The sequence below is a fragment of the Aeromonas sp. FL131 genome (genome assembly GCF_049860615.1).
Lineage (GTDB): Bacteria > Pseudomonadota > Gammaproteobacteria > Enterobacterales > Aeromonadaceae > Aeromonas > Aeromonas hydrophila.
In genome coordinates, this window is the sequence record NZ_CP187595.1 from 1493141 (window position 1) to 1510772 (window position 17632).

Annotated in this window: 12 protein-coding genes; 6 read left to right on the forward strand and 6 right to left on the reverse strand. The window is 65.0% G+C overall.

Going from position 1 to position 17632, the window contains the following annotated elements; genetic code table 11:
- Positions 1 to 103 precede the first annotated feature (103 nt).
- Entirely contained in the window at positions 104 to 2881 is a 2778-nt protein-coding gene (locus ACPW75_RS07130; RefSeq protein WP_077096508.1) for a M16 family metallopeptidase, read from the forward strand.
- Positions 2882 to 2960: 79 nt separating this feature from the next.
- Here the strand turns inward: ACPW75_RS07130 and ACPW75_RS07135 are convergent, their stop codons facing one another.
- The 3 genes from ACPW75_RS07135 to ACPW75_RS07145 all read right to left on the reverse strand — a co-directional run bounded on the left by ACPW75_RS07135 (position 2961) and on the right by ACPW75_RS07145 (position 6409).
- Positions 2961 to 4124 carry a trans-sulfuration enzyme family protein gene (locus ACPW75_RS07135; protein ID WP_077096507.1) on the reverse strand — a complete coding sequence of 388 codons (1164 nt, stop codon included), beginning with the start codon at positions 4122 to 4124 and terminating at the stop codon, positions 2961 to 2963.
- A 106-nt stretch (positions 4125 to 4230) separates the two neighbouring features.
- Complete coding sequence (locus tag ACPW75_RS07140; RefSeq protein ID WP_190283617.1) at positions 4231 to 5301, reverse strand: isopenicillin N synthase family dioxygenase; 1071 nt, start codon at positions 5299 to 5301, stop codon at positions 4231 to 4233.
- A gap of 469 nt (positions 5302 to 5770) precedes the next feature.
- Positions 5771 to 6409 (reverse strand): NAD(P)-dependent oxidoreductase, encoded by a 639-nt coding sequence (locus tag ACPW75_RS07145; RefSeq protein ID WP_019838689.1) that lies wholly within the window; start codon positions 6407 to 6409, stop codon positions 5771 to 5773.
- Between the two features lie 101 nt (positions 6410 to 6510).
- On the opposite strand from ACPW75_RS07145, the gene ACPW75_RS07150 reads away from it, so the two are divergent.
- Positions 6511 to 7416: a LysR family transcriptional regulator gene (locus ACPW75_RS07150; protein WP_077096505.1), complete on the forward strand. Its 906-nt coding sequence runs from the start codon at positions 6511 to 6513 to the stop codon at positions 7414 to 7416.
- Between the two features lie 115 nt (positions 7417 to 7531).
- Here ACPW75_RS07150 and ACPW75_RS07155 read toward each other — a convergent pair whose 3' ends face one another.
- On the reverse strand, positions 7532 to 8272 hold the full coding sequence (locus ACPW75_RS07155) for an SDR family oxidoreductase (protein ID WP_011705821.1): 741 nt from the start codon (positions 8270 to 8272) through the stop codon (positions 7532 to 7534).
- A 185-nt stretch (positions 8273 to 8457) separates the two neighbouring features.
- Between ACPW75_RS07155 and ACPW75_RS07160 the strand changes: the two genes are divergently transcribed.
- From ACPW75_RS07160 to ACPW75_RS07170, 3 genes are all read left to right on the forward strand, one after another.
- The gene (locus ACPW75_RS07160) at positions 8458 to 9435 is read left to right on the forward strand and encodes an AraC family transcriptional regulator (RefSeq protein WP_077096504.1); all 978 of its coding nucleotides are present in this window, start codon (positions 8458 to 8460) and stop codon (positions 9433 to 9435) included.
- A 254-nt stretch (positions 9436 to 9689) separates the two neighbouring features.
- A complete protein-coding gene (locus ACPW75_RS07165) occupies positions 9690 to 11834 on the forward strand; it encodes a TonB-dependent siderophore receptor (RefSeq protein ID WP_190283616.1) in 2145 nt (714 codons plus the stop codon).
- A 38-nt stretch (positions 11835 to 11872) separates the two neighbouring features.
- Positions 11873 to 12679: a siderophore ferric iron reductase gene (locus ACPW75_RS07170; protein WP_077096502.1), complete on the forward strand. Its 807-nt coding sequence runs from the start codon at positions 11873 to 11875 to the stop codon at positions 12677 to 12679.
- Between the two features lie 151 nt (positions 12680 to 12830).
- Here the strand turns inward: ACPW75_RS07170 and ACPW75_RS07175 are convergent, their stop codons facing one another.
- Positions 12831 to 13751, reverse strand: coding sequence for a LysR substrate-binding domain-containing protein (locus ACPW75_RS07175; RefSeq protein WP_077096501.1), 921 nt, complete (start codon positions 13749 to 13751; stop codon positions 12831 to 12833).
- 182 nt (positions 13752 to 13933) lie between these two features.
- On the opposite strand from ACPW75_RS07175, the gene metE reads away from it, so the two are divergent.
- Complete coding sequence (gene metE / locus ACPW75_RS07180) at positions 13934 to 16198, forward strand: 5-methyltetrahydropteroyltriglutamate--homocysteine S-methyltransferase (RefSeq protein WP_060389561.1); 2265 nt, start codon at positions 13934 to 13936, stop codon at positions 16196 to 16198.
- 89 nt (positions 16199 to 16287) lie between these two features.
- Here metE and ACPW75_RS07185 read toward each other — a convergent pair whose 3' ends face one another.
- Positions 16288 to 17409 carry a glycosyltransferase family 9 protein gene (locus ACPW75_RS07185; protein ID WP_077096499.1) on the reverse strand — a complete coding sequence of 374 codons (1122 nt, stop codon included), beginning with the start codon at positions 17407 to 17409 and terminating at the stop codon, positions 16288 to 16290.
- Positions 17410 to 17632 lie beyond the last annotated feature (223 nt).

Consider the following 17632-nt stretch of genomic DNA (forward strand, 5'->3'; position numbering starts at 1 on the left):
CCTGCAGAGGGCTGTCGCCATTTTTTCGTTGTTGCGCGCTGGATATGAACGACGCGCCGCGACCGCCAATAATAATGTTCAGGTTTGAAAATTGGGAAATAACATGAGAGTCGTGTGGAGTTTGCTATATTTCTTCAGTGTCTTGGCCTTGGCCGGCCCGGTGCTGGTCAAGGAGCAGAAAAAAGTGGCCGATCCGTTGATCGTGCCCTATCAGCAATATCGGCTCGACAATGGCCTGACGGTGATCCTGACCCAGGATCACTCCGATCCCCTGGTGCACGTGGCGGTCCACTACCGGGTTGGGCTGCCGGAAGAGGCCCCCGGCCAGTCCGGGCTGGCCCATCTGTTCGAACACATGATGTTTCAGGGCTCAGCCCACGTGGGGGAGGAGGGCTACATCCGGCTGCTGCAACAGGTGGGCGGGCGCAACATCAACGGCTTGACCTCCCAGGATCAGACCCGCTATTACCAGACGCTGCCAGCCAATCAGCTGGAGAAGGTGCTCTGGCTGGAGGCGGATCGCATGGGGTTTCTGCTCGATACCCTCTACCAGCAGAAATTGGAAGCCAAGCGCGACATCGCCAAGAACGAGCGAGCCACCCTGGTAGATGCTGCTCCGTACGGCCGGGTGCCGGAAGTGCTCAACCGCACTCTCTACCCCCCCAATCACCCCTATTTCAACACGCCGTTTGGTCGGGTGGCGGATCTGGATCGCCTCACTCTGGAGGACGTGCGCCAGTTCTTCCTGCGCTGGTACGGGCCCAACAACGCCACCTTGGTGATCGGTGGCGACATTCAGCCGGCTCAGACCCTGGCCTGGGTCGAGCGCTATTTTGCCGCGCTGCCTCCGTCACCAACCCAGACAAGCCCGGTGGTGCGCCCGGTGACGCTGAAGAAGAGCCGCTATCGCACCCTGGTCGATCGGGTCAGCGAGCCCATGCTGGTGCTGGCCTATCCGACCGTCTCCGCCCGCGAGCCCGATTTCGAGGCCCTCGATCTGCTGGCGGATCAGCTGGGGGGCTCGGCCAGCAGCCTGTTGCAGCGACAACTGCAGCAAAGTGGCCGGCTGGTCTCGGTGACGGCCAGACAGGAGTGCGGCGTGCTGGCCTGCATGCTGGTGATTGAGGCGGTGCCCAATCTGGCCAAAGGGGGCGAGCTTGGCCCCATCAAGGCGGAGATCGACCGGATCGTCGGCCAGCTCGCCAGCGAGGGCGTCTCCCGCGAGCAGCTGGCCCACTCGGTCAATGCCCAGCGGGCCCTGCGGATCTGGCCGCTGGACAGCGTGGCCGGCAAGGTGGAGCAGCTGGCCACCGGCCACACCCTGTTTGCTGACCCCAACTTCCAGTACCGCAACCTCCAGCGCATCGCCCGGGTGACGCCGGCCGATCTGCAACGGGTGTTGACGCGCTATGTGCTGAACAAGCCCAGGGTGGTGCTGAGCGTGGTACCGGCCGAGCACCCTGAATGGCAGGCGGGCAGCCCCAATTTTGTCGAGCCGCCCCCCTTGCCGCTGGCCCGGCCGACCCCCTCTTTGCTGCCGCATGTCATCAAGGAGACCCTGGATCGGCGTCAGGAGCCGGCCAGCGGCGGCGCCTTGCCGGTGCCCATGCCGACCCTGTGGCAGGCCAAGCTGGGTGAGCGGATCTCCCTGCTCGGTCACTACAGTGACGAGGTGCCGGCCTTTGCCATGAGTATCAGCTGGCCGGGCGGTGAGCGGGCCGAACCCGAGGGCAAGGACGGGGTTGCCACCCTGGCCGACGCCATGCTCTTCCTTGGCAGCGAGCAGCTGCAGGCGGCCAGCATCGAGGAGCGGGCCCGCCAGCTGGGGGCCAGCATTCGCTTCAATCATGGGGAGGGGCGCAGCTACGTCGAGATCGAGGGGCTCACCTCCCATTTTGACGAGACGCTGGCCCTGGTGCGGGAGCTGGTGCAGCAGCCCGCCATGCGAGTAGCCGATTTTGAGCGCAGCCGCTTTGATCATGTCCAGTGGCTGCAACAGCTGATGCAGGATCCCCAGTGGCAGGCGGACTGGCAGTTCGGCGCCCTGCTCGAGGGGCGCAAGCGGCCGGATCTGCTGGCCAGTGTACGTGCGCTGACGCTGGATGATGTGCGCAACTTTTATCAGTCGGTCTATCGCAGCGGGGAAGCCCAGGTGGTGGTGAGCGGGGATCTGGCCCAGGAGCGGGTGATGAAGGCCCTCGGCTTTCTGGTCGAGCCAGCAGGTCAGCCCGCGGCCCTGCACTCCCTCGGCTGGCGCGGCCAGCAGGCGAAACGGGCCATCTATCTGCTGGACAATCCCGGGGCGGCGCTCAGCCAGATCCGGGTGGGACGGCGCGCCATGGCGGAGGATGCCTTCGGCGAGCACTACCTGACCCGGCTGATGAATGTGTCCCTCGCCGAGCGGCTGCACATCCGGCTGCGCGAGGAGCTGGGTTACACCTACTTTATCGACGCCGCCTTCGACGGCAATGCCGATGCGGGCCACTTCCTGCTGCAAAGCAGCGTGCGCAGCGGGGTGACCGGGGCAGCCCTGCGGCAGATCCTGCAGGAGCTCGACAAGTATCAGCGGCTGGGGCCGACCCGGCTGGAGGTACGCACCCTGCGGGATCGGGTGCTCAATGGTCAGGCGCTCGATTACGAGACGTTGCCGCAGGAAATGGAGTACATGCTGCCCATTCTGCTTAAGGGGTGGCCAGAGGATTATGTGGAGCAGCGGGTGCAGCAGGTGAGCCGGCTCTCTCCGTTTACCCTGCGTGAGCTGGCCCGCCGCTGGCTCGATCCCGACGACATGGTGATCCTGGTGGTGGGGGATGCCAAGACGCTGGCTCCCGAGCTGGCCGCGTTGGGCTGGCCGCTGCAGCGCCTCTCTGCCACCCCCTAGCGGGCGATTGCCGCAAGCAAAACAGCCCGCCCCCTGGCAGGGGGCGGGCTGTTTTTTTGCGCTCAAAAGAGGCAAACGGTCAGATAAGGGCCAGGGCGGCGGCCAGATCGGCAATCAGATCGTCGGCATCTTCCACCCCGATGCTGAAGCGGATGAGATCGTCATTGACCCCGGCAGCGAGGCGGCTTGCCTCGTCCATGGCGGCGTGGGTGGTGCTGGCCGGATGGCAGGCGAGACTCTCGAGATCGCCGAGGCTCACCGCCTGCACGAACAGCTGCAGGTTGTCGAGCAGGGTGGCGCAGCGCTCAAACCCGCCTTCAAGTTCAATACTCACCATGCCGCCAAAGCCGCTGGCGAAGGCGCCGAGGGCATCGTGGCCCGGATGGTTGGCCAGTCCTGGGTAGATCACCTTCTTCACTGCCGGGTGGGCGGCCAGGAAGTCGGCCACCTTCTGGGCGTTGTGCAGGTGGGCATCCATGCGCAGGGGCAGGGTCTTGACCCCGCGCTGCAGCAGGTAGGCCTCCTGCGGGCCGATGGGGGAGCCGATGTGCTTGAGTGCCACGGTGCGAATCGACTTCATCAGCTCATGACGACCCGCCACCACCCCGGCGATGATGTCGCCGTGGCCGCCGAGATACTTGGTGCCGCTGTGCATGACGATGTCGATGCCAAGCTCGAGCGGACGCAGCAGATAGGGGGTGAGGAAGGTGTTGTCGCACACCGTAATGGCGCCCACCTTGCGGGCCGCTTCCACCACTACCCGCGGATCCACCACCTTGAGAGTAGGGTTGGTCAGGGTTTCGAACAGTACCACCTTGGTGGCGGGGCGGATGTTGGCCAGCAGATCCTGATCGCTCTCGTAGGCGGTGACCTTGATGCCGGCGCGGCTGAAGGTCTGCTTGAGGAAGGCATCGGTGCCACCGTAGAGCGGGCCGATATAGGCCACTTCATCACCGCTGTCGGCCAGGGCATACATGATGGCGCTCACCGCCGCCATGCCGCTCGCCACCACCAGCGCTTCGTCGGCCCCTTCCAGTGCCGCCAGCTTCTGCTCCAGCTCGGCAGTGGTGGGGTTGCCAAAGCGGCTGTAGATGAAACCGGGGGCCTGACCGGCGAAGCGCTCCTTGCCCGCCTGGGCGTTGAAGTAGCTGAAGGTGCTGCTCTGGTAGAGCGGGGTGGTGAGGGCACCGGTCTGGGGATCGATCCGCTGGCCGCTGTGCACGCTCATGGTTTTGAATTTCATTGTATTGCTCCGTCATTGCCAGGCTGTGGCCCAACTGTTTGTGTCATCTGCTTGTGTCATCTGAAGGGGGGCGCCGTGGCACCCCCGTCTATTAGGTATGGCAGCGTCAGGCGAGTTGTGGCTCGCGCCGATCGCGCTTTGCCATCTGTTCGCTGCTTGTCTGCGCATTGGCGGACGGCGGGGCGACACCATAGTGGCGGGTCGCCACATCCGGGTGGGAGCGCAGCCTCCCTTTGAGCACGTTTTCCCCCACTTGATAAAAGAGCGGGTTGGTCGGGTCGCTCTCGGGCCCCTGTGCCTGCGCCGCCAGCGCGGGGGAGAGGCTGAGCAGCGGCACGGTCGCATCCAGCCGCGCCGCCATGAAGAAGGCGCAGGAGAGGCGCGATACCCCGGGCGGCGGGCTCTGCACCCGGTGCAGGGTGGCCTTGAGGTAGCCGTTGGAGGCGAGCTCCAGCAGCTCGCCGATGTTGACCACCAGGGCGCCCGGCAGGGGCGGCGCCGAGATCCAGCCGTCGGCCGTCTCCACCTCGAGCCCGGAGTGGTGGTCCTGCATCACCAGGGTCAGGTAGCCGGGATCCTTGTGGGCGCCTACTCCCTGACCGCTGCCCCCTGCGGCTTGCCCCGGGTAGTGGATCAGCTTCATGTGCTGATGGGGCGCCCCGCGAATGCTGTCGTCAAACACCCCGGCTGGCTGCGCCAGCACCTCGGCGAAGGCGGCCAGCAGGGTGAGGGTGATGGCGCTCAACCTATCCTGCCACGCCAGCAGCTGTGCCTGCATGCCGGGCAGGGCGGTCGGCCACTGGTTGGGGCCGACGAGCCGCTGCCAGGGATGCTGCAGGCTGGCGGCATCGAGGGCGACCTCTTCGTTCATGATGTCGAACTGCTCGCGCAGATCCGGCCGCGCCCGGGTGAGCTCGGCCCCCACCTGGTTGTAGCCGCGAAAGTGGGGGGAGTGCACCATCTGCACCGCCAGCTTCTCCTGCTGCGGCAGGGCGAAGAAACGGGCCGCCAGCGCCAGGGTTTCCTGCTGTTCTTGCTCGCTCAGGCCATGGCCGATCAGATAGAAAAAGCCCACCTCACGGGCCGCCCGGCCAAGGGTGGCCAGCATCTGGCGACGGGTCTCGGGGGCGCCGTCGAGCGCGGCGAGATCGATGATCGGCAGTGGTGAATGTTCCATGTGCACCTCCTCACTGGCCAGGGGCGGGATGCTACCCGCACACCTGATATGAAAACGACGACGCCCTGACCGATGAACCGGCCGCAACCCTGTTGCCAGGGATGGCGCCATTTGGATTGAGGGAGATGCTACTGTTCGGAGTTATAAGACGGAAACAACAAATTATTCTTAGTTATATACAAAAATCGAAATAGAATTCGCCACCCATCCGGGTGGCTGCCGATTGAGCGGCGATAATGGCAATATACCGGCGCACTTGGCACCCATGTTGGCCTGACCCGGCATGTATCGGCTTGAGCACAATGTGAGCGCGAGTTGGGCAAGTTGGGCAAATAGAGAGGCGAGCATCGCTGGCAGCACAGAGATGCGCAAAATGCAGAGATGCCCAAATACAGAGATGCAAAAAGGGAGGCTGATGCCTCCCTTTGTGTGACGGACGTTGCTGCCCTGTGTGGTGCCTGGCTCAGGCTCAGTAACCCAGGGTAAAGCGCTGGCGCAGGTGGGCCGGTTTTTCCGCTTCGTTGAGCACGCCGTCGGCCAGATCGCCGACCGTGATCCCGGCCGGTTGTTCACCGCTGAACAGCACCTGATCGGCACCGAGCCGGTAGCCGCCGCGCTTCTCGCCGGGTTCCAGGAACACGGGCGGGGAGACGAAACGCCAGTCGAGGGTGGTTTCACGACGCAGGGCGGTGAGGCCGTCGCGGGCGGCCAGGGCCCCCTGTTTCCACTCGGCCGGGAACTCCGGGGTATCCACCAGTTGCACGCCCGGGGCAATTTCCAGACTGCCGGCACCGCCGACCACCAGCAGCCAGCTGTTGGCCGCGACGGCGGCGGCCACGATGGCGCTGGCCCCCTTGAGGTACTGGTCGTAGATGTCCGGGGCGGTCCAGCCCGGGTTGTAGGCGCTGATCACCCGATCGTGCCCCTTGAGCACCTTGGCCAGCGCCTGGCTGTCCTGGGCATCCACCGCCACGGCGGTGACCTGCGGGTGAGCGGCGACCTTGCTCACGTCACGCACGATGGCGGTGACGTGATGGCCGCGGCTGACGGCTTCATTGAGGATGGCTGTACCGACAAAACCGCTGGCACCGATCAGGGCAATTTTCATGGGAGATTCTCCTTCACTGTTGGAATGGGGCTATCCTACGCCCCCGAATGTGATTTAATAATCCATTGTAAATTGCATTCACTTATAAGCTGGATTTAATAATGGAACAGCTCAAGCGTTACGCCATCTTCGCCGCCGTGGTCGAGGCGGGCAGCATGACCGGCGCCGCCAAGGCCCTCGGCATGACACCCTCCGCCGTCAGTCAGCATATCAGCCAGCTGGAGAGCCTGCTCGGCCTCACCCTGCTGCACCGCTCTACCCGCCGTCTCAACCTGACCGAGGCGGGAGAGGTGGTGTGGCAGGGGTGCCAGTCCCTGCAGCAGACCCTCAACCAGACCGAGCTGCGCCTCTCGGAGGTGCGTGACAGCCTGCTGGGGGAGGTGCGGATCACCGCCCCGGTGGGGATGGCCGGCCAGCCGCTGGCGCGGGCGCTCTCGCCGCTGCTGCTGGCCCACCCCGGCCTGTGCATCCAGATCATCGCCGACGACGAGAAGCGGGATCTCATTGCCGAGCGCATCGACGTGGCGCTGCGGGTCGGCACGCTCTCGGACTCCACTTTGGTGGCGCGCAAGCTGGGCCAGACCCGGATGTTGCTGTGCGCCTCGCCCGCTTATCTGGCGCGCAAGGGTACCCCGCGCAGCCCGGAGGCGCTGCTGGATCACGACTGGCTGGCCGCCGATATGCTGAGCGGCGGGCTGACCTTCTTCGACGAGAAGGGGCAGGGGCACAGGGTCAAGCCCAAGCCGCGGGTGGTCTGCAACAACGTGCTGCCGCTGCGCCAGTTCACCCTGGCAGGGCAGGGGGTGTCGCTGCAGCCGGAGGGGGAGATCGCCGACGATCTCGCCTCGGGCCGCCTGCTGGAACTGCTGCCGGGCTTTCGGGTGCCACCCATGGAGATCCACGCCATCACTCCGCAGCGGGAGATCCCGGAGAAGGTGCGCCGGGTGATCGCCGCCCTGCGCAGCCACTTCGCCGAGCCGGTGGGGGCAGCGGCGACACGTCCGTAGTCCGGGCAAGGAAGAAGGCCGTTCCGGTTGGCCGGCGCAAACAAGGATCAAACAAAGAGGGCAGCCCGCAGGCTGCCCTCTGTCGATGCGCAAGTCGGTGAGAACAGGCCCGGCCTCACTTCATGTAGAGGCCGCCGTTGATGGCCAGGGTCTCGCCGGTGATATAGGCACCCGCCTCGCTGGCAAGAAACACCACGGCGGCGGCGATCTCTTCCGGCTTGGCCAGCCGGCGCATGGGGATGTCGGCCTTGATGCTGTCGAGGATGTCGGTGCGGATCGCCTCCACCATGGGGGTGGCGGTGTAGCCGGGGGCGATGGCGTTGACCGTCACCCCGAAGCGGGCTCCTTCCGCCGCCAGTGCCTTGGTGAAGCCCAGCATGCCCGCCTTGGCGGCCGAGTAGTTGACCTGACCGAACTGTCCCTTCTGGCCATTGACCGAGGAGATGTTGATGATGCGGGCATCGCGCTGCTCGCACATGGCGTCGAACAGCGGCTGGGTCACGTTGTAGAGGCTGCACAGGTTGGTGTGGATCACCTCGAACCACTGCTCCGGGGTCATCCGCTTGAAGGCCCCGTCCCGGGTGATGCCGGCATTGTTGACCAGCACGTCCACCCGCCCTTCATCCTGCAGCAATCGGCCCAGGGTGTCGCGGCACATGGCGGTGTCGGCGACGTCCAGCGCCAGCAGCCGCACCTGATCCGGCCGAAAACCCTGCTCCCCGTACCAGTCGTGCGCCGCCGCCCCGTTGGGGCTGGAGTGGGTGGCGATGATGCGATACCCCTGGGCCAGCAAGGCGGTGGTGATGGCGGATCCGATGCCGCCACGGGCTCCGGTGATCAAGGCAACTTTCTTCATCTTGGCTCTCCCTGCATAAAAGATTCGAACGAGGACTTTATGGGCTTTTTGAGGTAATTGATATATTTGTTTTCAAACAATCTGACAGGCAAACGCGTCACTTTTGTGACAGTCTGCCAAGCTGGCTTGACGCGCTGGTTCTAAGGGGTAGGCAAGGGGGCCAGGGTGAGCGCAGCGGCCAGCGCTTGCCGCCAAGGTCGCGGCCATGTTTAATGGGGCCCTTGCGCGCAGCGCCTTGCCGACAGCCCAGATCCGATCTCGTCATGACCATCTTGTCCCCCATTCCGGGCGGCGTGCCCCAGCCGCACAGCCAGCTGACCCGCATCGAGCGGGTGCTCGACTATATCCACGCCAACCTGGATCAGCCGCTGGCGCTGGCCGAGCTGGCGGAGCAGAGCTGCTGGTCGCGCTGGCAGCTGCAGCGGGTGTTCCTCCATGAGACGGGGCTGACGGTGGCCCATTATGTGCGCGAGCTCAAGCTGAGCCAGGCGGCAGAGGCGCTGTTGTCTGGTCGCCAGCGGGTGCTGGATCTGGCGCTCTGTTACGGTTTTGGCTCCGAGGTGAGCTTCAGCCGCGCCTTCAAGCAGCAGTTCGGCTGCTCGCCGCTGGCCTATCGCAAGCGCGGTCTGCGGCTGGGGCTGCGTACCCCCCTGGTGCGGGCTACCCTACCGCAGCCCATGCCTGCCAGGCTGGTACAGGTGCGGATCGAGAGCCAGCCGGGCTTTATCCTGCAAGGGGTGAAGGGGCAGATCCGCGGGCTGTTTGCCGCCGCCCCCGACTTTCAGCAGACGGTGCCCGCCATCTGGCGCGCCCTGCGCACGGCGGGCGGTTTGCCACCCGGGCAGGAGCGGGTGGGGGTGGTGGATGTTTCTGGCGCCGGCGAGTCGCTCCCCTATTGGGCGGGCAGCGTGATGGAGGAGGGGGCCAGCTTGCCCGCCGGTCTGGCGCGCCTCCCGGTGCCGGCCCAGACCTACGCGGTGTTAAGCCACGTTGGTCCCGTTAGCCAGCTGGGGCAGACCCTCAACTGGTTCATCCTGCACTGGCTGCCGAGCTCCGGCTATCGCGGGGTGGATGGCTTCGAGCTGGAGCGTTACGCCCCCGATTTTGACGGCAACCAGCCGGATGCCCGCATGGAGTATTGGCTGCCCGTCGCCCCTCTCTGAGCTGACCACCTCTTGCCCGGCGGATGCCGGGTGCGGCTATTCCCTCTTTCCCTTTTGACTGCGCCAGGCTTTGCTATCCATTCGACATCGCCTGCGTGTCTGCTGTCAGTTGAGGTTGCCGGATGGGGCCAAACTGGCCGCATTTTCTCCCTCTTCAGCACCAACATGCCCCAAATTGTTAATTCAAGGGCAAAATGACCCAATAAAATACAAATGAGATTTGTTACTATTCAATCATTGCGTTCGAGGATCAGATGTACGCCACTCACCCCCCTTTGACCCTGGTCGCCGCGACCATCTCCGCCCTGTTGGCTGGCCCCGTGCAGGCCGCCGCTGCCGAGCGCCCGACACAGACCCGGGCCGACGAGACCCTGACCGTGCTCGGCGAGACCTATCGCAACACCGCGACCAAGACCCGGCTCGACCCCCTGGAGACGCCCCAGGCCATCTCGGTGGTGGAGGGTGACACCCTGGAACAGCGCGGCGTCAGCTCGGTGAGCGAGGCGCTGCGCTACGTGCCAGGCGTCAACACCGAATTGCGGGGCGGGGCGGTCAACCGGCTGGATCTGTTCAACATCCGCGGCTTTGACAACTACCAGAACTTCTACGACGGTCTGCTGCTGCAGTACAACGACTGGAACCTGCAGCCCCAGATCGATCCGGTGGCCATCGAGCAGCTGGAGGTGTTCAAGGGGCCCACCTCCGTGCTCTATGGCAGCATGCCCCCCGGTGGCATGGTCAACCTCATCGCCAAGCGCCCCCAGCGGGAGAGCAGGCACAGCGTCAGCGTGGCGAGCGGGACGGGCACCCTCAAGGAGCTGACCCTCGACAGCACCGGTGCTCTCAACGATCAGTTTGCTTATCGGCTGGTGGGGCTGGCCCGTCAGAAAGAGGGCCAGGCGGTGACCTCAGAGGAGGAGCGCTACGTGCTGGCGCCCTCTCTCGACTGGCAGTTGAGTGACCGCACCCTGCTAAACCTCAACCTCTATTACCAGAAAGACCCGCAAGCCGGCATCTACACCACGGTGCCGGCCAGCGGCTCGGTCAAATCCAACCCGCTGGGCCAGCTGGGCAGCGATACCTTCCTTGGCGATGAAAACTGGAACCACTACAGCCGGGAGGTGACCCTGCTTGGCTACAAGCTGAGCCACGACTTCAACGCCAACTGGCAGCTGCTGCAAAACGCCCGCTACATGGATGCCTCGGCCAATCAGCAGAACACCTATAACGCGGCGCTGGCGGCCGACCACCGCACCCTGGCCCGCAACGCCTACCTGACCGATGAAGAGTCTCGCGGCTTTGTCATCGACAACCAGCTGGCGGGCAAGGTGCAGACCGGCAAGGCCCAGCACAACCTGCTGCTGGGGGTCGATTACCAGTATCTGGATGCACGCATTTTCTACCGGGATACTCTCGACTACTCTGCCCCCGCCATCGACATCTTCAACCCGAATCACCAGCAGATAGTGCCGGCAGATCTGGTCTTCAACTATCAGGACAACCGAACCATCCGCCAGTACCAGAGCGGCCTCTACCTGCAGGATCAGGTGCGCCTCGATCGGCTGGTGGCCATCGGCGGCGCCCGCTACGACCGCTACCGGATGGACACCGACAGCCGGACCCTCTATCAGGGGGCGGCGAGCAACACCTTGGCCCAGATTGATCAGGACAACCTCTCGCTGCGCCTTGGTGCCCTCTACGAGCTGGATCACGGCCTCTCGCCCTATGTGAGTTATGCCGAGAGTTTCGAGCCGGTGGCGGGGGCAGACAAGCAGGGCCAGGCGTTCAAACCGGCTACCGGCCGGCAGTGGGAGGGGGGGCTCAAGTTCCTCTCCGAGGACATGAGCAAGACCGCCACTCTCTCGGCGTTCCACATCACCAAGCAAAATGCCCTGGTGACGGATCCGGACAATGTCTACGGGCCCAAGCTGCAGACCGGCGAGATGGTCTCCAAGGGGGTCGAGCTGGAGGGGCGACTCGATCTCACCAGCCGCTGGGATCTGGCGCTGAGCTATACCCGTCAGGAGATGGAGATCACCCGTGACACCACCAGCCTGCAGGGCAAGACCCCGGTCTGGGTGCCCAAGCAAATGGCTTCGCTGTGGAGCAACTACCTGCCGGCCGGTCCGCTGGAAGGGGCGCGCCTGGGGGCTGGCCTGCGCTACGTGGGGGAGGCCCAGCTTGATGCCGCCAACACCGACACCGTGCCGGATTACCTGCTGATGGACATGGCTGCCTCCTACGATCTGGCCCAGCTCAGCCAGCGTCTGCAAGGGGTCGAGGTGTCACTCAGCGCCAGCAACCTGTTCAACAAGACCTACTATTCCTGCTACGACCAGAACAACTGCTGGTTCGGGGCAGAGCGCAGCGTGGAGGCGCGACTCAAATACGTATTCTGACCCTGCGTCCCGGGCCGCGCCCGGGACTCTCTCACCCCATGACTGGCGCCGGCCGCCGTGCCCGCACTCCGGGGGCGCGGCGCGAGCCGGATCTGCAGGCGCTGGCGGATCACGGCGCCCTGTTTGCGGCCGCCGCCGGGCTTATCCCGTCCCTCAAGGGGCGGCTGGTGGCTGCCGGTGATGCCGCGGCGCTGTTGACGGCGACCAAGCAGGCCACGCCGGCCGAGGTGGCGGCCGCACTGCACGAGTATTGGCGGCTGGCCCATCCGGAGGCGGGCCCCGCCTATTGGCTCACTCGCAGCTGGGGCATGCTCTGCTGGCAATCCATCTATCTTGCCATGGTGGCCGTCTATCGGCTGCGGGCCGTGCCTGCGCTGGAGAGGCTGGGCCAGGGCTATCAGGATGGGCTGGTATCGGGTTTTACTTTGCCGGCCGAACCCATGATCAAGGGGGAGCTGGAGGTGTTGATCAAGGCGGCGGGCGAGCGGCTGCAGGCCCATTGGCAGGCACTGTTCGCAGCGCTGGGGCAGGTGCAGCGGCTGCGGCCGGGCTTCGTGCGCCCGCTCTTGGCGGACGATCTGCTGGCGGCGCTGGTGCGGGTGCCCGCGTTCTTTGACGAGATAAGCCCTGCCGAGGTGGCGGCCCATGCGCCGCACTGGCTTGCCGCCTGCGACCTGCCGGCCGAGCATCTGGCGGGCTGGCAGCCGGCGCCTTGGCCGCCAGCGGCCAGCTTGGTCGGTTATGTGCGCCAGCGCTGCTGCCTGCACTACAAGCGCCGCGATGGTGAGCTGTGCGCCAACTGTCCGCGGCGGCAGGGGGCGGCGAGCTGTGAAGAGGGTACTTGAACAGAGAAGCCCTGCGTGATGACAAGCCGCCCTCAGGCGGCTTTTTACTGCGCTTTTACGTCGCCTATCTTGATACGAATGCGCTCAAGCAGGCTCTGCCGTCCACAGCTACAACTGATCCTGGTCGGCGCAGCGTCCTTGCTCCTGCAAGTTACTGCGCTCTTACGTCGCCCATCTTGGTGCGAATACGCTCGAACAGGCTCTGTAGACAGGCTTGATCCCGGTCGGCGGCGCGTACGGCGCCATACATGTGGCGCCGCACCCCCTCGGCGAGCGGGCGCGCCTCGAGCAGCCCCTGACGGACAAACTCCTCGCAAGCCCAGCGCGGCAGGGCGGCGACACCAAGGCCAGCGGCGGCCATCTGCAGCATCACAGAGGTGTTGTCCACCGGCTTGCAGCGGGCGGGCTCAATGCCGGCCGGCTGCAAGAAGCGGCTGAACACGTCCATCCGCGCCCGCTCCACCGGGTAGACCAGCAGCACCTCGGGGCGCAGATCCTCAGGCTTGATGGTCTGCTGGCCACAGAGGGGGTGATCCGGCGCCATCACCAGCACCAGCTCGAAGGCGAACAGCGGCTCGAAGTGGAGATCGCCGCGGGCCTGCACGTCCGAGGTGAGCAGCAAGTCGAGCTGGCCGCCGAGCAGGGCGCTGATGGCATCAAAGCCCGGCACCGACTCCACCTCCAGATCCACTCCCGGCCACTGGCGGCGAAAATCGGGCAACAGCGGCAGCAGCCACTGGATGCAGCTGTGGCAATCGAGCGCCAGGTGGAGGCGACCGGCCTCGCCGCTGTGCAGGGCCTGCAGCTGTTTCTCGGTCTGCGCCAGCGCGGGCAGCACCTGGCGGGCCAGCCCCAGCAGCTGGTTGCCGGCCGCAGTCAGCACCAGCGGCCGGCTCTTGCGCAGATAGAGCTCCAGATTGAGGCGGGTCTCCAGCTCTTTTAGCTGGTGGGAGAGGGCGGACTGGGTGAGGTTGAGGGTCAGCGCCGCCCCGGCCAGCGAGCCCTGCTCGGCCAGCGCGCTCACCGTCTTCAGGTGCTTGATGTCGATCCCCGGGTTGCTTGACACCGCCATGGTATCCCTCCTTGTTGTGCCTGGGCGGCGGCTTGTTGCCCGCCTTGAGAATTTCTTGAGAGCCAGTTGAAAAGGATTCAATAGCCAACGCCACCTTATCTTGTCATTTTGGATGTGTAAACATCTGGATGGCTAAATCATCCAGTTCACCATCAGATGAATGAGCATAAGGAATGGAACCTATGACCTGCGCACACACCCTGGGCTTTCCCCGTATCGGCGCCAAGCGTGAGCTGAAATTTGCCCTCGAATCCTACTGGCGTGGCGAGACCAGCCAGGCCGAACTCATCGCCACCGGCAAGAGCCTGCGTGAGCGTCACTGGCAGGCCCAGCAACAGGCCGGTGTGACCCTGCTGCCGGTGGGCGACTTCGCCTGGTACGATCAAGTGCTCGGCACCAGCCTGCTGGTGGATGCCATCCCCGCCCGCCACCGTCATGGCGACACCGATCTCGATACCCTGTTCCGGGTCGCCCGTGGCCGTGCGCCGACCGGCCCGGCCGCCGCCGCCGCCGAGATGACCAAGTGGTTCAACACCAACTACCACTACCTGGTGCCCGAGTTCAGCCGCGACCAGCGTTTCAAACTGGGCTGGAGCCAGCTGTTTGACGAAGTGGAAGAGGCCAAGGCGCTGGGGCTGCCGGTCAAGGCGGTGCTGCTGGGCCCGGTCTCCTACCTCTGGCTTGGCAAGGAGAAAGAGAGCGGCTTCTCCCGCCTCGAACTGCTCGATCGCCTGCTCATCGTCTATCAGGAGATCCTGGCGAAACTGGCCGCCCAGGGGGTGGAGTGGGTGCAGATCGACGAGCCGGCGCTGGCGCTGGACTTGCCGGACGAGTGGCGTCTCGCCTACCTCAACGCTTACGAGCGTCTGGCCGGTCCTTGCAAGCTGCTGCTCACTACCTACTTCGGTTCGGTGGCCCATCAGCGCGACATCATCACCAGCCTGAAGGTGGACGGCCTGCACCTGGATCTGGTGGCGGCGCCCGAGCAGCTGGAGACCCTGGTCCCGCACCTGCCGGCCCAGTGGGTCATCTCGGCCGGGGTCATCAACGGTCGCAACGTCTGGCGTGCCAACCTGGCCAAGCTGGTACCAACCCTGAAAGCACTGAAAGCCAAGCTCGGCGAGCGGCTCTGGGTGGCCTCCTCCTGCTCCTTGCTGCACAGCCCGGTGGACTTGACCCTCGAGTTGGAGCTGGATGCCCAGACCCGCAGCTGGTTCGCCTTCGCCCTGCAAAAATGCTACGAGCTGGGGCTGCTGGCTGACCATCTCAATGGCGGGGAGCTGGACAAGATCACAGCCTACAGCCAGCCCATCGTGGATCGAGAGTCCGACAGCCGGGTGCACAAGAAGGCGGTGCAGTCACGGCTCGCCAGCCTCACCAACAGCGATTTCGATCGCCACAGCGCCTACCCGGTGCGGGCCGAGGCGCAGCGCTCGGATCTCAAGCTGCCGCTGTTGCCGACCACCACCATCGGCTCCTTCCCGCAGACCTCGGAAATTCGGGTGCTGCGCCAGGATTGGCGGGCTGGCCGCATCGACGACAGTGCCTATGAGGCGGGCATTCAGGCCCAGATCAAGGATGCCATCCTGCGCCAGGAGGCTATCGGGCTGGACGTGCTGGTGCACGGCGAAGCCGAGCGCAACGACATGGTGGAGTATTTCGGTGAGCTGCTGGACGGCTTTGCCATCACCCGCTTCGGCTGGGTACAGAGCTATGGCTCCCGCTGCGTCAAGCCGCCGGTGATCACCCGCGACATCGACCGGCCGACCCCCATGACCCTTGAGTGGACGAAGTTTGCCCAGAGCCTGACCGACAAGCCGGTCAAGGGCATGCTGACCGGCCCGGTGACCATCCTCTGCTGGTCCTTCCCGCGCGAAGACGTGAGCCGCGAGCAGTCCGCCCTGCAGATTGGCCTGGCCATTCGCGACGAGGTGGCTGACTTGGAAGCCGCCGGCATCAAGATCATCCAGATCGACGAGCCGGCGATCCGTGAAGGGCTGCCGCTGCGCAAGCAGGATCACCAGGCTTATCTCGACTGGGCGGTGCGCGCCTTCCGTCTGAGCGCAAGCCCGGTGGCGGACAGCACCCAGATCCACACCCACATGTGTTACAGCGACTTCAACCTCATCATCGAGGCAGTGGCTGCGCTGGATGCGGACGTGATCACCATCGAGACCAGCCGCAGCCAGATGCAGCTGCTCGAAGCGTTCGAGCGCTTCAACTACCCCAACGAAATCGGCCCGGGCGTCTACGACATCCACTCGCCGAACGTGCCGAGCCAGAGCTGGATTGAAGGCCTGCTGCGCAAGGCGGCCAAGCAGATCCCGGCCGAGCGGCTGTGGGTCAACCCGGATTGCGGCCTCAAGACCCGCGGCTGGGAAGAGACCGAGGCCGCCCTCAAGGTGATGGTCGATGCCACCAAGGCGCTGCGCGCCGAGCTGGCCTGAAGAGCATCAGCAAACAACAAGAGAGTACGGGCATAACGAACGAGGGAAGGCGCAAGCCTTCCCTCTTTTTTTGTGCGCTTGTAGCCCCCTCAAAGGGTGATGACAAAGGCGCCGCTGGCAAGCCCTGGACTCGGGACGGGCGAGGGGGCGCTCGGCAGCTGCTGCGGCTGGGGTTCTCTTGCCAGTGCCTCGGCCAGCCAGTGGTGATCGAGGGGGATGGCATTGCGATCACCGATCACCAGATTGAGGTGCTGGGCGCCGAGGCAGCCGTAGCGGGCGGGATCGGTCTGGGTAAAGAGGCCGAGGCAGGGCACGCCGCTGGCGGCGGCCAGGTGCAGCGGCCCGGTATCGCCGCTGACGAAGAGGGAGAGGCCGCCGGCAAAGCGGGCCAGCTCGCTCAGGCTGGCGAGGGAGACCTGCACGTCGCCGAGCCGGGGCTGGGGATCGGTGGGATCCTCGAGCTGGATCAACAGGGCGCTGGGGTAGTGGCGGCGCAGATCCCCGAGCAGTCGTTGCCACTGGGGCAGAGAGAGTCCCTTGCCCTTGCGGGCACCGGTGAAAAAGCCGATGAGCGGCCGCGCCGGGTAGTCATGCCTGAGTGCCACCAGCCGTGGGCTGGCGCTGTGCAGCAAGCTGCCGAGCTCAATCTGATCGGCGAGATGGCCGTGCATGCCGAGCAGTTGCAGCGGCTGGTGGGCGTAATGGCAGTGCTGGTTGGGAGTGAGGGGCTGGGGGAACAGGGCATCGCCCTTGGCATCGTCAAAGCCCAGCTTCTCGCGCGCCTTCACCCAGCCGGCGATCAGGTGATCGGTGCTGGAGGCAAAAGGCACGTAGACCCGATCGTAGTGCTGACGGCGCAACTGCCACAGCACCGACAGGGAGGCCAGCAGCCGCTTGCCCTGCAGCTTGACCGGATGAATGCGCTGCAGTTGCAGATCGGCCAGGAAGGGGAGCAGCTGGCCGCCGCTGCACACCAGCTCTATCTCGACCTGGGGATGGGCGCTGCGCACCTTTTGCAAAAAGGGCAGCAAAAACAGGTTGTTGCCGATACGGCAGGTACTGCGAATGACCAGGATCCGCCGGGGAGGCTGGCTGCTTGCCGGCAGTCGGCCTTGACGCGCGAGCCAGGCGAGGGCGGCCCGCTCCAGCCCGGCGGTCCAGCAGCGGCGCTGGCCGTCGAAGCGGCGAAGGGCATCTCTGATGGTGCTCATAAGTAGTGGCTCCGTGCATGAAGATGAGCTCAAGATGACACTGCGATTCTTAAGGACGTGTTAAGAGAAGAGGGAAAGGGGGCCGCCAGCAGCTTTTTTGTAAGAATTTGTTGCTGCATCACAGTTTGGTGACGAGCGCGGGGAGCAGAGGGATGGCGGTGTGACTCCCATGAGGCCGCACGGCACCAAATAAGAGGGGCCTGGCTGCATCTGGCTGTGGTAT